The 13,771-nt window shown below is 63.0% G+C and carries 13 protein-coding genes, 1 pseudogene and 2 riboswitches; of the genes and pseudogenes, 10 read left to right on the top strand and 4 right to left on the bottom strand.

Annotated features, from left to right (window positions below; genetic code table 11):
* Window position 1: 1 nt before the first annotated feature.
* Window positions 2-1,069: a cobalamin biosynthesis protein CobW gene (gene cobW, locus ACTORR_RS01725; RefSeq protein ID WP_054886517.1), complete on the bottom strand. Its 1,068-nt coding sequence runs from the start codon at window positions 1,067-1,069 to the stop codon at window positions 2-4.
* A gap of 100 nt (window positions 1,070-1,169) precedes the next feature.
* Window positions 1,170-1,374: riboswitch (cobalamin riboswitch) on the bottom strand.
* Between the two features lie 412 nt (window positions 1,375-1,786).
* Here cobW and ACTORR_RS01730 point away from each other — a divergent pair.
* The 8 genes from ACTORR_RS01730 to ACTORR_RS01765 all read left to right on the top strand — a co-directional run bounded on the left by ACTORR_RS01730 (window position 1,787) and on the right by ACTORR_RS01765 (window position 9,110).
* Window positions 1,787-2,287, top strand: a complete 501-nt coding sequence (locus ACTORR_RS01730) for a hypothetical protein (RefSeq protein ID WP_441343517.1) — start codon at window positions 1,787-1,789, stop codon at window positions 2,285-2,287.
* 21 nt (window positions 2,288-2,308) lie between these two features.
* Window positions 2,309-2,531: riboswitch (cobalamin riboswitch) on the top strand.
* Window positions 2,532-2,628: 97 nt separating this feature from the next.
* Window positions 2,629-2,814 (top strand): CbtB domain-containing protein, encoded by a 186-nt coding sequence (locus ACTORR_RS01735; protein ID WP_054886566.1) that lies wholly within the window; start codon window positions 2,629-2,631, stop codon window positions 2,812-2,814.
* 7 nt (window positions 2,815-2,821) lie between these two features.
* Entirely contained in the window at window positions 2,822-3,514 is a 693-nt protein-coding gene (locus tag ACTORR_RS01740) for a CbtA family protein (RefSeq protein ID WP_099813676.1), read from the top strand.
* A 14-nt stretch (window positions 3,515-3,528) separates the two neighbouring features.
* The gene (locus ACTORR_RS01745; RefSeq protein ID WP_313365587.1) at window positions 3,529-3,921 is read left to right on the top strand and encodes a cobalamin biosynthesis protein; all 393 of its coding nucleotides are present in this window, start codon (window positions 3,529-3,531) and stop codon (window positions 3,919-3,921) included.
* A gap of 25 nt (window positions 3,922-3,946) precedes the next feature.
* The gene (cobM, locus tag ACTORR_RS01750) at window positions 3,947-4,699 is read left to right on the top strand and encodes a precorrin-4 C(11)-methyltransferase (RefSeq protein ID WP_054886569.1); all 753 of its coding nucleotides are present in this window, start codon (window positions 3,947-3,949) and stop codon (window positions 4,697-4,699) included.
* Window positions 4,700-4,758: 59 nt separating this feature from the next.
* Complete coding sequence (locus ACTORR_RS01755) at window positions 4,759-5,001, top strand: DUF1272 domain-containing protein (RefSeq protein ID WP_054886570.1); 243 nt, start codon at window positions 4,759-4,761, stop codon at window positions 4,999-5,001.
* Window positions 5,002-5,218: 217 nt separating this feature from the next.
* Window positions 5,219-5,833: a response regulator transcription factor gene (locus tag ACTORR_RS01760; RefSeq protein WP_054886571.1), complete on the top strand. Its 615-nt coding sequence runs from the start codon at window positions 5,219-5,221 to the stop codon at window positions 5,831-5,833.
* A 13-nt stretch (window positions 5,834-5,846) separates the two neighbouring features.
* Window positions 5,847-9,110, top strand: coding sequence for a transporter substrate-binding domain-containing protein (locus ACTORR_RS01765; RefSeq protein ID WP_262110198.1), 3,264 nt, complete (start codon window positions 5,847-5,849; stop codon window positions 9,108-9,110).
* On the opposite strand, the gene ACTORR_RS01770 is transcribed toward ACTORR_RS01765, so the two are convergent.
* The 3 genes and pseudogenes from ACTORR_RS01770 to ACTORR_RS01780 all read right to left on the bottom strand — a co-directional run bounded on the left by ACTORR_RS01770 (window position 9,085) and on the right by ACTORR_RS01780 (window position 11,538).
* The gene (locus tag ACTORR_RS01770) at window positions 9,085-9,579 is read right to left on the bottom strand and encodes a methyl-accepting chemotaxis protein (RefSeq protein WP_371263259.1); all 495 of its coding nucleotides are present in this window, start codon (window positions 9,577-9,579) and stop codon (window positions 9,085-9,087) included. The two genes, ACTORR_RS01765 and ACTORR_RS01770, sit on opposite strands and share 26 nt — an antisense overlap.
* Window positions 9,580-9,621: 42 nt before the next feature.
* Window positions 9,622-10,404: pseudogene (locus ACTORR_RS01775) on the bottom strand (PAS domain-containing protein); the annotation flags it as partial.
* Between the two features lie 114 nt (window positions 10,405-10,518).
* Window positions 10,519-11,538, bottom strand: a complete 1,020-nt coding sequence (locus tag ACTORR_RS01780) for a LacI family DNA-binding transcriptional regulator (protein WP_054886574.1) — start codon at window positions 11,536-11,538, stop codon at window positions 10,519-10,521.
* 206 nt (window positions 11,539-11,744) lie between these two features.
* Between ACTORR_RS01780 and ACTORR_RS01785 the strand changes: the two genes are divergently transcribed.
* The gene (locus tag ACTORR_RS01785) at window positions 11,745-12,284 is read left to right on the top strand and encodes a gluconokinase (protein WP_313364581.1); all 540 of its coding nucleotides are present in this window, start codon (window positions 11,745-11,747) and stop codon (window positions 12,282-12,284) included.
* A 94-nt stretch (window positions 12,285-12,378) separates the two neighbouring features.
* Window positions 12,379-13,731 carry a GntP family permease gene (locus tag ACTORR_RS01790; RefSeq protein WP_054886576.1) on the top strand — a complete coding sequence of 451 codons (1,353 nt, stop codon included), beginning with the start codon at window positions 12,379-12,381 and terminating at the stop codon, window positions 13,729-13,731.
* The last annotated feature ends 40 nt before the right edge of the window (window positions 13,732-13,771 follow it).

Below are 13,771 nucleotides of genomic sequence, written 5' to 3' on the forward strand. Positions count from 1 at the left end.
GTCAGGCGCCCAGGGCCTGGCGCAGGCGCGCCTCCAGCTGTACCGCATCGAGGTCCTGGCCAATCAGCACCAGGCGGGTGATGCGGGGTTCGTCAGCGCGCCATGCGCGGTCGAAGTGCTTGTCGAAACGGGTGCCCACGCCCTGTACCAGCAGGCGCATCGGCTTGCCGGGGATGGCCGCGAAGCCTTTGGCACGCAGGATGCCGAACTCCACCACCAGCTGGGTCAGGGCATCGAGCAGCAGGCTTTCGTCAGCTTCGGGCAGGTCGATGGAGATCGAGTCAAAGGCATCATGGTCGTGATCGTCATGGTCATCGCCGTCATGGTGGGAATCGTGGTGGGTGCGACGGCCATCGATGTGCGCCTCGGACTCGGCGCCTACGCCCAACAGCACTTCCAGCGGCAGCCGGCCGCTGCTGGCTTCGACTACCTTGACGGCTGGCGGCAGCTCCTCGGCCACTTCGGCACGCACCTTGGCCAGGCCTTCGGCGTCGATCAGGTCAGCCTTGTTCAGCACCACCAGGTCGGCACTGGCCAGCTGGTCGGCGAACAGTTCGTGCAGTGGCGATTCGTGATCGAGGTTGGGATCAAGCTTGCGTTGCGCGTCGACCTGGTCCGGGTAGGCGGCGAAGGTGCCAGCAGCCACGGCCGGGCTGTCGACCACGGTGATGACCGCATCGACGGTGCAGGCGTTGCGGATTTCCGGCCACTGGAAGGCTTGCACCAGGGGCTTGGGCAGTGCCAGGCCGCTGGTTTCGATGAGGATGTGATCGAGGTCGCCGCGGCGTGCGACCAGTTCGCGCATCACCGGGAAGAATTCTTCCTGCACGGTGCAGCACAGGCAGCCGTTGGCGAGTTCATAGACGCGGCCGCTGGCTTCTTCCTCGGTGCAGCCGATGCTGCATTGCTTGAGGATTTCGCCGTCGATGCCAAGCTCGCCGAATTCGTTGACGATGACCGCGATGCGGCGGCCTTGGGCGTTGTCGAGCATGTGGCGGAGCAAGGTGGTTTTGCCCGAGCCGAGAAAGCCGGTAACGATGGTGACGGGGAGCTTGGCCAGTGTTTTCATGTCGCGTTGCCCTTGGCAGGTTGGTGCGGGCACACGGGACGAAAGCCGCAGGCCAGGCCGGCCGGGCTCGTTCGCCACCGGATCACCCCGCCCGGTTGAAAGTCGAAATCGTCTCGAGGCAGGTCTCCTGGCTTGCACCGTTCCAGAGCATCAAGCAGCTGGCGGGGTGACGCCTTCCCGCGCGGTGGCGCAGTGGCTGTGTCGACCCATTGTCGGTGCCTACAGTTGCGGGGGCAGCCGCGGCTTGTACCGCGTTCCCGTCTTAGCTTCGGCAGTGCCGAAGAACCTCGAAGTCGCAAGGCTACGCGGGGGGTGGCGGGTGGTCAACTGTTGCCATCCTGTCCACGAAGCCCAAGGTTCAGCTTTTGCTGTTGCTCTTGCTGTTGCTCTTGCTGTTGCTGTTGCTCTTGCTCTGCTTTTGCTTCTAAGCGCGCGGTAGTTCAGCAAACGCCGAATGCGACTTCAGGAGGCCGAACGCAGGCGTCTGGAGGGCCAGGGTGCGCAGCACCCCTTCGGCGTAGCCGAAGGCGCGAGATGTAGACTTGCGCAGCAAGTCGTAGGCCGCGCGGGCCCGGAGGGCGCCGGAGTGAGGGGACCCCGGAGCGCAGCGCAGGGGCCGGATGATGGGAGCCAGCGTTTTTTGGTTACTTTTTGTCGCGTTTGACAAAAAGTGACCCGCCGTAAGGGCGGAAAGGTGACTGTGCGTCGCCGCTGCCAATGAATGCTTTCGCCTCAATCAAAACCACCGCAGTCGAGCTTTTGGCTTTTGGCTTTTGGCTTTTGGCTTTTGGCTTTTGGGAGTGGGCTTTCAAATCAAGTCAACATTCATTCGCCATGGTGGCGCTGAATCACCTTTTCGCCTTTACGGCGACCTACTTTTTGACTGGGCAAAAAGTAGGCAAAAACCCCCGCTCCCATCATCCGGCCCCTGCGCTGCGCTCCGGGGTCCCCTCACTCCGGCGCCTTCCGGGCCCGCGCGGCCTACGACTTGCTGCGCAAGTCTACATCTCGCGCCTTCGGCTGCGCCGAAGGGGTGCTGCGCACCCTGGCCCTCCAGACGCCTGCGTTCGGCCTCCTGAAGTCGCACTCAGCGTCGCCTGGACTATTGCGCGCTTAGAAGCCAAAGCCAAAGCAAGAGCAGAGCAAGAGCAAGAGCAAGAGCAAGAGCAAGAGCAAGAGCAAGAGCAAGAGCAAGCATTGCATCTGTATGACATTTGACGTCTCCCTCGCCCCGTGCTCTCCTTACGCCTTGCGTCAGGTGCCCCCAAGCGGGGGTGAAACGGGAAATCGGTGCGTCGCAGGCCCTCCAGGGCCGGGCAAATCCGGTGCTGCCCCCGCAACGGTAAGCGAGCGAAGCGTCCAGACCACTGTGCCACGCAGTCAGGCATGGGAAGGTGATGTTTTTCAAGGAGCCCTGCTCCTCCTCGCAAGCCCGGAGACCGGCCTGTCGTCCATGAACACCCCGCGGTGGGCGGGCGCTGTCGCATCTCCTCGGGCGCCTTGCCCCCGGGACTGCCGCGCCTGTCCGTTGCCCCTACAAAAAAGCAGAGGATCGCGTCATGCCCATCACCAGCGCCAAACACAGCATCGCCACCCCCATCACCCTCAGCCAGCGGGTGGTCATCGCCGTCGGTGCCAGCCTGCTCGGCCTGTGCCTGGTCTACTTCGCCGGGTTCTCGCACATCGAAGCCGTGCACAACGCCGCGCACGACACACGCCATAGCGCCGCCTTCCCCTGCCACTGAGGCTGCCATGATCAAGCGTATTGCCCGCACAGCCGGGTTCAGCGGCCTGCTCGCTGCCCTGTTGCTGACCCTGCTGCAAAGCTTTTGGGTCGCACCGCTGATCCTTGAGGCGGAAACCTACGAATCGGCCAGCCCGGCAGCTGCGCACCACAGCCACGGCGAAGAAGCTGGCACTGGCCACACCCATGGCGAAGAAGCCTGGTCGCCCGAAGATGGCTGGCAGCGCACCCTCTCGACCACCGGCGGCAACCTGGTGGTTGCCGTCGGCTTCGCCCTGATCCTCGCCGCCCTGTACAGCCTGCGGGAGCCAGCCCGCACCAGCACGGGCGCACTGTGGGGGCTGGCCGGTTTTGCCGTGTTCTGCCTCGCGCCTACCCTGGGCTTGCCACCCGAACTGCCCGGCACTGCCGCCGCCGATCTCGGTCAGCGCCAGAGCTGGTGGGTCGGCACTGCCGCCGCGACGGCACTGGGCTTGACCATGCTGGTGTTCGCACGTCATGGCCTGCTCAAGGCCCTGGGTGCCGTGTTGCTGGTGGTACCGCACGTAATCGGCGCGCCGCAGCCGCAGGTCCACGAAAGCCTGGCACCGCACGCCCTGGAAACCCAGTTCATGATCGCTTCGTGGCTGACCAACGCGGCATTCTGGGTGGCCTTGGGCTTGCTCAGCGCCTGGCTGTATCGCCGCTCCAGCCACGCCTGATGACCGCCCCGTCAATGCCGGTGCTGTACGCCGGCTTCGGTTGCCGCCGGGGCTGTCCGCTGGACGTGCTCGAAGCCCTGCTGCAAGCAGTGCTGGAACATCACGGCCTGAACATCACAGCACTTCGTGGCTTTGCCAGCATCGCTGGCAAGGCCGACGAGCCAGGCTTGCAGCAACTCGCCGCACGTCACGCCTTGCCCTTGGTGGTTTTCGCGGCCGAGCAACTGCAGCGGTTCGAACCCCAGCTCAGCCACCGCTCCGCCGTGGCCTTCGCGCACAGCGGTTGCTGGGGTGTCGCCGAGAGCAGCGCCTTGGCCCTGGCCAGCCTCAGTCACCCCAGCGTCACACTCAAGGTCGCCCGCCAGGTGCGTGGCCCCGCTACCCTGGCTCTGGCCTGCGCCGGATAATTGCTTCTTTTTTCAAGGATTTGCCATGACGGTCTACTTCATCGGCGCCGGCCCCGGCGATCCGGAACTGATCACGGTCAAGGGCCAACGCCTGATCCGCCAGTGCCCTGTGATCATCTATGCCGGCTCGCTGGTACCCGCAGCGGTACTCGAAGGCCACCAGGCCGAGAAGGTCATCAACAGTGCCGGACTGCACCTCGAACAAATCATCGACGCCATTCGCGCCGCACACGCCAACGGCCAGGACGTGGCCCGGGTGCACAGTGGCGACCCCAGCCTGTATGGTGCCATCGGCGAGCAGATCCGCTACCTGCGCGAACTGGGCATCGATTACCAGATCGTCCCAGGGGTCACCGCCACTGCCGCCAGCGCGGCGCTGCTCGGCTGCGAACTGACCCTGCCACAGGTCGCGCAGACCGTCATACTCACCCGCTACGGCGACAGCTCTCCGATGCCTGCAGGCGAACAGCTCGGCGACCTGGCCCGGCACGGCAGTACCTTGGCCATTCACCTGGGGGTCAAGCACCTGCCGCGCATCGTCGAAGAATTGCTTCCCCACTACGGCCCCGACTGCCCGGTCGCGGTAGTACATCGTGCCACCTGGCCAGACCAGGACTCAGTGCGCGGCACCTTGGCCGATATCGTCGAACAGGTCGCCAGCAAGGGTTTCAGACGCACCGCCCTGATCCTCGTCGGCCATGTACTCGGCGATGCCCCGTTCACCGAGTCAGCGTTGTACCGCGCCGGCCACGCGCACTTGTTCCGCCCCGGCGACTAGCATTGCCAAGCCTGCGAAGGACGGCGCAGACTGCGCTTTCCACCACCGGAGGACTATCCATGCTGGAGCTGCGCCCTAATTGTGAATGCTGCGATGCCGACCTGCCGGGCGACAGCCCTGACGCCATGATCTGCTCGTTCGAATGTACCTTCTGCCGCAACTGCGCTGACGATCGCTTGCAGGGCCGCTGCCCGAATTGCGGCGGCCAGTTGCTGGCCCGCCCGGCGCGGGTGGGCCAGGCCTTGAACAACAACCCCGCCTCGACCCAGCGCGTGCTCAAGCCTCACCCCGCCTGCGCCTGACCCTCTGCCGTTCACAGGCCTCGCCACTTGCGACGAGGCCTGTAACAACATTCTTGTAGGAAATTTCCACAATACCGGCTCGCTTGTTCAACACATCTATACTCGCCATTACTACGGATCCGGAATGGTCGTATCGTGCTGCACTGCCGAAAAAGCTTGCAGACGTACCCCCTGATTACTTCAGGAAGCCGACCACATTCCGACAGGAGTTGATGACATGACAACCGTGCTGATCGTTGATGATCACGCCATCGTTCGTTTTTCCCTGCGCATACTGTTCGAGCGCGAGCGCTTTCGTATCGTCGGCGAACTGGACAATGGCAGCGAAGTGGCACAGAAGGTGCGCGAATTACGCCCGGATGTAGTGGTACTGGACATAGGGCTTCCCGGGCTGGATGGCATGGAAGTCATCAAGCGCCTGCAACAACAGGAGCCGGCACCGAAAATCATGGTGCTGACCGGGCAAGCCACCGATCTTTACGTGCGCCGCTGCCTGGATGCCGGTATCGGTGCCTTCGTCACCAAGGGCGAAGACCTTGAGGCTGTGGTCTTCGCCCTCAAGGCACTGATCAAGGGCTACTCGACCTTCCCCCAGATGGCGGTCAACAGCAATACCCTGGAGAGCGAGCCCGCCCGCCTGGGCAGCCTGTCCAACCGTGAGATGGAAGTACTGCGGCGCCTGAGCCGTGGTGAAAACAACAAGAACATCGGCGCAAGCATGAACCTCAGTGCCAAGACCATCAGCACTTACCGTGGCCGCATCATGGAGAAGCTCAAGACCGAGTCATTGGTGGAGATGGTCGATCTGGCCAAACGCAACCACGTCAACTGAGCGCGCGGCGCGTATGAAACCTGTCCTGGCTGGCCTGATCCTGTTCGTCGCCCTGCTCGGCTGCCCGCTCATGTCGCTCGCCGACGGTGAGCCGCGGCATTTGCTGGCACGCGCCACCAGCGCCGCACAGCCGCTGCAATTGAATGATGCCGACCGCCAGTGGCTGCAGCGACGCGGCGCATTGTTATTGGGTACTTCACGGCCGGATTACCCCCCTTTCGAAATCAACGTCAGCCTGGATGATTACGAAGGCCTCAGTGCCGACTATGCCGGGCTGATTGCCGAACAACTGGGGGTACCGGTCGAAGTCAGGCGCTACGCCAGTCGCCACGAGGCGATCGCCGCTCTACGCGCTGGCAAGATCGACCTGCTGGGCAGTTCCAACAGCTTTGAGGCCGCCGATGCCAAGCTCAGCCTCAGCCTACCCTATGCCGAAGACCTGCCTGTTATCGCGACACGCAAGGATGCCGCGCTGAGGCAAGACAAGACGCTGGCCGGCTTGCGCCTGGCAATGGTCGATCACTACCTGCCGGGCGAGGCAGTCCGGGTGCTCTATCCAGAGGTGCAACTGAGTCTGTATCGCTCCACGCTGGCAGGCCTGGCAGCAGTCGACCTGGGTGAGGCCGACGCTTATCTGGGCGATGCCATCAGCACCGACTACCAGATTGGCAAAAGCTACCAGGGCACAGTGAAGATCGACCACTTTTCCCAGATGGCGTCTGGCACCTTTGCTTTTGCCTTTGCCAATGACAACCTGCGGCTGCGCCGCCTGGTCGATAGCGCCCTGGCCAGGATCAGCGAAAGCGAGCGCCTGAACATCCTGCGCCGCTGGAGCAGCAGCAACACCAGTTTGTTGCTGGAGCGACACCTGTCAGCGCTGACCGAGGAAGAAAAAAACTGGATCGCCCAGCATCCGACCGTGACCGTACTGGTCGACACGGCCCTCGCCCCGCTGACGTTCAACGACGCCCAGCAGCATGTCAACGGTATCACCGTCGACCTGCTCAAGCAGATCACCCTGCGCACCGGCTTGCAATTCAAGTTCATCGAGCAGGACACCGTGCAGGAGATGGTTGAAAAAGTCACCCACGGCAAGGCACAAATGATCGGCGCGCTGGGCTATGGCACAGAGCGCGCGACGCGGCTGCGCTACACCCGCCCCTATCTGGTCAGCCCCAGGGTGTGGGTGACCCGTAACCAAGGGCCCTCGTCATTGCAAGCCAAGAATCTCGACGGCCAGCGCATCGCGCTCCTCCATGGTTCGCACCTGCGTGCCGAGGTACTGCGGCGCTTTCCGCAGGCGACACTGGTGATGGTCAACAATCCCCTTGGCCTGATGGAGGCCGTGGCCAATGGCGATGCTGACGCTGCCTACAGCAGTTATATCAATGCTTCCTACTACATCAATCAAGTGTTCAAGGGGCGGTTGCGTATCGCCAGCGTCATGGACGACGAACCGGCCGTCGCCGCATTTGCCGTGGCCCCTGACCAGCCGCAACTGCAAGCTATCCTCGACAAGGCACTGATAAGCATCCCCCCCGATGAGCTGGACCAGCTGTTGAACCGCTGGCACACCAGCACCCTGGTCAGCGACAGCCCATGGCGCGACTACCGTACGCTGGCCCTGCAGGTGCTGGTGCTCTCTGCCCTGCTGCTGGCGGGCGTAGTGTTCTGGAACAGCTACTTGCGCAAGCTGATCCAGCAGCGCACCGAAGCTCAACGGGCGCTGCAGACACAACTGGCATTCAGCCGGGGGCTGCTGGAGCAACTGCGCCAGGCCAAGGATGAAGCCGAACAGGCCAGCAAGACCAAAAGCGCGTTCCTGGCAACCATGAGCCACGAAATCCGCACGCCCATGAACGCGGTAATCGGCCTGCTGGAGCTGGCACTGGAAGACAACCGTACCGGTCGCTGCGACACCCAGACCTTGCAGACCGCTCACGACTCAGCGGTCGGCCTGCTCGGGCTGATCGGCGACATTCTGGACATTTCGCGCATCGAATCCGGGCAGATGACGCTGCAGCCGGTGGCAACCGACCTGCTGGACCTGGTCCGCAGTACCTTGCGTGTGTTCGAGGGCAATGCCCGAATCAAGGGCCTGCACCTGCGAGGCGAACTGCCTGAAGGGCCACTCTGGGTCCTGGCTGACCCACTGCGGATCAAGCAGATCCTCTCCAACCTGTTGAGTAACGCAATCAAGTTCACCGACCGTGGCGAGGTCTTGGCCCAAGTCAAGTTCAAAGCTTCGACGGCAGGCGATAGCGCAGTGGTCGAACTGGCTGTGAGCGACACCGGCATCGGCATAGCCGCGCAGGACCAGGCTCGGCTCTTCAACAGCTTCACCCAGGTTTCAGGCCCGAGGGCGAGTCAAGGGGCGGGGCTGGGTCTGGTGATAAGCCGGACCATGGCCGAACTGATGGGGGGCAGGCTCGACCTGCAAAGCGTTGAAAGTGTCGGCACGCGCGTGCGGGTCGAGTTGACGCTGCCGCTAAGTGAGCCCCCAATACCCGAGATGCACAACGCTGCCGACGACGAAGCCGACGTCAGGACACTGAATGTGCTAGTGGTCGATGACTATCCGGCCAACCTGCTGTTGCTGGAAAAACAACTCGACAACCTCGGCCACCTGGTGACGCTGGCCGAGCATGGCGAAGCAGCGCTGGCCTTGTGGCAAACGCATGCTTTCGACCTGGTGATCACGGACTGCAGCATGCCGGTCATGGACGGCCATGAACTGACCCGCAGGATTCGCCAGTTGGAGCGCCAGCGCGGGCAGACCGCCTGCTGCATTCTCGGGGTGACCGCCAATGCCCAGGCCGAAGAGCGCCAACGTTGCCGGGAAAGCGGCATGGACGATTGCCTGTTCAAGCCCATTGGGCTGCGAACCCTGAAGGCTTACCTGTCGCAGGTACGCGCCACGGCACCGCTCTCGAGCGGATTCAACCTGGACGAACTGCGCAACCTGACCCAGGATGACCCACAGTTGACCAGGCAGCTGCTTGAGCAACTGACGCAAAGCGCCCGCGAAGACCTCAACGCCTTGCAAGCCCTTGATCAATCCAGTGACCGCGAGGCATTGCGTACCCTTGCCCACCGCATCAAAGGGGGGGCCAGGATGCTGCGGGTACGCGAGGTGGTGAAAGATTGCGAAGCCATCGAACAGGCCCATGCCCAGGGGCTGCCAACAGACGCTCTGCACCTGCAGCTCGAGGCTAGCCTGCAGGCCTTGCTGCGTGAACTGGGCGACACGCTCAGTGCAATTGCAGCGTCGAGTTGATCTGGCTGATGGCATCGACCACATGCCGCGAGCCTTGCTGGATCTCCATGATCACCGTCCCCGCCTCGTTGGCCAGGGCAACGCCACGCCCCGTGCGTGACAGGCTCGACTGCATGCTGGCCACGGCGGTCAACGACAGGTCATGGTTCTGCCGCACCACATCGACAATCTCCAGTGTCGCCTTGCTGGTGCGCGCCGCCAGGCTGCGCACCTCGTCGGCCACCACGGCAAAGCCGCGACCGTGCTCACCGGCCCGGGCCGCCTCGATGGCAGCGTTCAGGGCCAGCAGGTTGGTCTGGTCGGCAATACCGCGGATGGTCAGCACGATCTGCCCGATCACATCCGACTGCTTGCTTACCGCATCGATGCTGCGGGCAGCGTCATTGAGTTCCTGGGAGATCTGCTCGATGACCGCTACGGTCTGCTGGACGACCTCGGTGCCTTTGCGCGCGCAGGCATCGGTCTGCACCGAACTGGCATGGGCCGCATCGGCGGCACTCTGCTGGGTACTGACCTGCGCCGTGATATCGCTGGCGAACTTGACCACTTTGTACAAGCGGCCTTTGTTGTCGAAGATCGGGTTATACGAAGCTTCCAGGTAAACCGTCTGGCCCTGCTTGTTGATGCGTTCGAAGCGGTGCGAGTGATATTCGCCACGATTGAGCGAAGCCCAGAAGTCACGGTATGCGCCTGATTCGCGCTCATGGGGCAGGCAGAACAGTCCATGATGACGCCCCACGACTTCCTCCAGGCGATAGCCCATGGTCGCCAGGAAGTTCGGGTTGGCCTTGATCACCCGGCCTTGCGGGGTGAACTCGACCACCGCCATGGAGCGTCCGATTGCCTTGAGCAGGCTTTCACTCTCGTGCTCGTCCTTCACCCGCTGGCTGATATCGGCCGCCACCTTGATCACACTGGTCACCTGCTGTTGCTCGTCGAGCACCGGCATGTAGCTGGCCTCCAGCCATACTTCGCGCCCCGCCTTGTCGACACGCTCGAAGGTACCGCTGATAGCCTTGCCTTGCCCCAGTTCACTCCACAATTGCTGGTATTCAGCGCTTTTGGCGTAGGTTGGGTCGCAGAACAGGCGATGGTGCTTACCGCGCAATTCGTCCACGCTGTAGCCCATGGCCTGGCAGAACTGGGCATTGGCATCAACAATGGATCCGTCGGGGGTGAACTCGATCATCGCCATGCAGCGGCTTATTGCCGCGAGCTTGGCCTGGGCGTCGGCCAGGGCCTTGCGGGTGCGCTGAATCTCGATCAAATCAGATTTGCGGTGGAAGTCGAACATGGCGCCATGATCCTTGATGCCCAGTGTTTTCTGAGCATAGATCGGCTTTGATGGCGTGCAAGCAACTTGATATCACGTTCTGATTAGCCAGTTAGCGATGTTTCCTCAGGTATTTCATGAACTCTCGCGCACCATCAGTTCAAAGCCCAGGTCCTGCTGTTCAGTCGCTACACGCTTTCCATCGAGCAACGCCAGGAGTGCCTGTGCGGCGCCCCGACCAACGGCTGCCCGCGGGGTGCGAATGGAGGTCAGGCGCGGCACCATGTGCGCCGAAGCCGGCAAATCGTTGAAACCGACCATGGCCACCTGCCGTGGCACCTCGATCCCTTGCCGCAATGCCTGTAATACCGCGCCCTGGGCAAGGTCGTCGTTGCAGAAGAAGATCCCATCCACATCCGGGGCCTGTGCCAGCAACTGGCTGAACAGTTCGCTGCCCAGTGCGATGGATGAGGGTTGCGGCGCCAGAATCTCCAGCTCGGTGGCCTGCATGCCGGCTTCGGCCAGGGCCTGGCGAAAGCCTTCAGCGCGCTGCATCACCCGTGGGTCGAGCTGCGCGGCAATGAACGCCAGGCGCCGTCGGCCGCGCTCGATCAGGTGCGTTGCCGCAGCCCGCCCGGCCTGCTGCTGGGAAAAGCCCACCGACAACGCGCCAGCCTCGCCACCCAGCTCCATCATGTGCACGCAGGGCACGCCGCTGGCTGCCAGCATCTGCCGCGCGGCATCGCTGCGATCGAAGCCGGTCAGCAGCATGCCGCACGGCTGATAGGCCAGGTAATTGCGGATCAGGTTTTCTTCTTCGTCGAGATCGTAGTGGTAGTTACCAATCAGCACCTCTAGCCCACGCGGGCGCATCACCTCATGGATGGCCTCCAGGGTGTCGATGAACAACTGGTTGGACAATGACGGAATCAGCACCACCACCGACTGGCTGCGCGCCGACGCCAGCGCCCGCGCCGCCGGGTTGGCGACATAGCCCAGGGACGTGGCGGCAGCCATGACCTTTTCCACCAGTTCAGGTGCAACCGTGCTGACCCCGCGCAGTGCGCGCGAAGCAGTGATCGGGGAAACCCCTGAGAGCCTGGCGACTTCAGCCAGTGTGGGACGACCTGTGGTGCGAGAGCCGGTGCGGGACATGGATGTTGTAATTTTACTACTTGCAGGAATGGGGAACGGCCACTAAGGTAGCGCTGTCTCAGGACACAGGCAATGTAATCTTTGGTGGTGGCCACTGCAGCACGCTGCCAGGCGTCCATACTGCGTAAGGACAAGATCAATAACACCGGGGAGATGGCGTTTCGTTTGCAACGGGACAGCGCTGTCTCACCCCGCAGGAGGTACTGATGAATTCTCCCCTGTCCGCCATCGTGGTGATGGGTGTGGCCGGCTGCGGCAAAAGCTGCGTCGGCGATGCCATTGCCAGGCGAAGCGGCGGTCGCCTGATCGAAGGCGACGCTTTCCACCCTGCCGAAAACATCCGCAAGATGAGCGCAGGCATCCCCCTGGACGATGATGACCGTGCCGGTTGGCTGGTGCGCCTGGGCCAGGAACTGCAAGCGACGGTGAAAGCTGGCGAACGGCCGATCCTCACCTGCTCCGCCCTCAAGCGTCGTTACCGCGACACCTTGCGCGCGGCGATGCCCGAACTGGTGTTCGTGTTCCTCGAACTCACTCCCGCCGAGGCAGAAAAACGTGTGCTCGCCCGCCCAGGCCACTTCATGCCGGCGAGCCTGATCGACAGCCAGTTCGCCGCTCTCGAGTCACCCCGTGGCGAGCCCCTGACCCTGGCGCTGGATGCCACTCAGCCGATTGCGGTACTCGCCGAAACGGTCGACGCCTGGCTAAAGCCCTGCGGTGAGCGGAATCTGGCGCGCACTGCCTGACCCGGCGGTTGTCCAGCCCACCAAAGACAGCGCTGTCTCTGAAATTCACTTGAAGCTACGCCCAAAACAACGATAAGACCGAGGCATCAAAACCATGTTCGGACTGGCTACAGATACCTACTTGCTGCTCGACGCGCTGGTCACCATCGTCGGGCTGATCCTGCTGATCACCCATTTCAAGGTCCACCCCTTCGTCGCCCTGACCCTGGCGGCCGGCTTCCTCGGCCTGACCTCCGGCATGCCGGTGGCCAAGGTCATGAAATCGTTCCAGGACGGCTTCGGTGGCGTGCTCGGCTTCGTCGGCATCGTCCTCGCCCTGGGGACGATGCTCGGCAAGCTGATGGCCGACTCCGGTGGCGCCGACCAGATCGCCCAGACCCTGATCCGCGCCTTTGGCAAGAAGAACGTGCACTGGGCGATGATGTTCGCCGCCTTCCTGGTGGGCATCCCGCTGTTCTTCGAGATCGGCTTCGTGCTGCTGATTCCCCTGGTGTTCATCGTCGCCCGGCGCTCGGGGGTGTCGCTGATCAAGATCGGCATCCCGCTGTTGGCCGGCCTTTCGGTGGTCCATGGCCTGGTCCCGCCACACCCGGGGCCGCTGCTGGCGATCGGCATCTTCCATGCCGACATCGGCAAGACCATCTTCTATGGCCTGCTGGTTGCGCTGCCCACGGCGATCATCGCCGGCCCGCTGTTCGGCAACTTCATTGCCCGCTACATTCCCGGCAGCCCCTCACAGGAGCTGATGGACCAGATCGCCAAGGAATCGGACCAGAACAACCTGCCAAGCTTCAGTGTCACCTTGATCACCGTGCTGCTGCCGGTAGTGCTGATGCTGCTCAAGACCTTGGCTGACGTGGTGCTGCCGGCCGAGCACATCGTGCGCCAGTGGATGGACCTGATCGGCCACCCGATCACCGCCCTGCTCGCCGCCCTGTTGCTGGCCTTCTACACCTTTGGCTCGGCCCGTGGCTTCAACCGCCAGCAGATCATGAAAATGCTCGACCAGAGCCTGGCACCGACAGCGGCCATCGTGCTGATCGTTGGCGCCGGTGGCGGCTTCAAGCAGATGCTGGTGGATACCGGCGTGGGCAACGTCATCGGGCAGATGGCCGTGCAGGCGCAGATCTCGCCGATCCTGCTGGCATGGCTGGTGGCAGCGGTAATCCGTATCGCCACAGGTTCTGCGACCGTGGCTACCATCACCGGCGCCGGCATCGTCGCCCCGGTGATCGACCTGGTGCCGGGGGTCAACCGCGAATTGCTGGTGCTCGCTACCGGGGCTGGCTCGCTGATCCTGTCCCACGTCAACGATGCCGGGTTCTGGCTGGTGAAGCAGTACTTCAACATGACCGTGGCGGAAACCTTCAAGACCTGGAGCATGATGGAGACGATCCTGTCCATCGTCGGCATCATCTTCATCATGGCCTTGTCGACGGTGGTGTGACCGCTGATCGGGGGGATGGCACCTGAGCAGCACGGTGGGG

Source organism: Pseudomonas sp. SAR267, assembly GCF_052077595.1.
Lineage (GTDB): Bacteria > Pseudomonadota > Gammaproteobacteria > Pseudomonadales > Pseudomonadaceae > Aquipseudomonas > Aquipseudomonas vlassakiae.

Bases quoted from the DNA above. Each gene is read 5' to 3' on its own strand.
- cobW (WP_054886517.1), bottom strand. From the start codon at position 1,069: ATGAAAACACTGGCCAAGCTCCCCGTCACCATCGTTACCGGCTTTCTC.
- ACTORR_RS01730 (WP_441343517.1), top strand. From the start codon at position 1,787: ATGAATGCTTTCGCCTCAATCAAAACCACCGCAGTCGAGCTTTTGGCT.
- ACTORR_RS01735 (WP_054886566.1), top strand. From the start codon at position 2,629: ATGCCCATCACCAGCGCCAAACACAGCATCGCCACCCCCATCACCCTC.
- ACTORR_RS01740 (WP_099813676.1), top strand. From the start codon at position 2,822: ATGATCAAGCGTATTGCCCGCACAGCCGGGTTCAGCGGCCTGCTCGCT.
- ACTORR_RS01745 (WP_313365587.1), top strand. From the start codon at position 3,529: ATGCCGGTGCTGTACGCCGGCTTCGGTTGCCGCCGGGGCTGTCCGCTG.
- cobM (WP_054886569.1), top strand. From the start codon at position 3,947: ATGACGGTCTACTTCATCGGCGCCGGCCCCGGCGATCCGGAACTGATC.
- ACTORR_RS01755 (WP_054886570.1), top strand. From the start codon at position 4,759: ATGCTGGAGCTGCGCCCTAATTGTGAATGCTGCGATGCCGACCTGCCG.
- ACTORR_RS01760 (WP_054886571.1), top strand. From the start codon at position 5,219: ATGACAACCGTGCTGATCGTTGATGATCACGCCATCGTTCGTTTTTCC.
- ACTORR_RS01765 (WP_262110198.1), top strand. From the start codon at position 5,847: ATGAAACCTGTCCTGGCTGGCCTGATCCTGTTCGTCGCCCTGCTCGGC.
- ACTORR_RS01780 (WP_054886574.1), bottom strand. From the start codon at position 11,538: ATGTCCCGCACCGGCTCTCGCACCACAGGTCGTCCCACACTGGCTGAA.
- ACTORR_RS01785 (WP_313364581.1), top strand. From the start codon at position 11,745: ATGAATTCTCCCCTGTCCGCCATCGTGGTGATGGGTGTGGCCGGCTGC.
- ACTORR_RS01790 (WP_054886576.1), top strand. From the start codon at position 12,379: ATGTTCGGACTGGCTACAGATACCTACTTGCTGCTCGACGCGCTGGTC.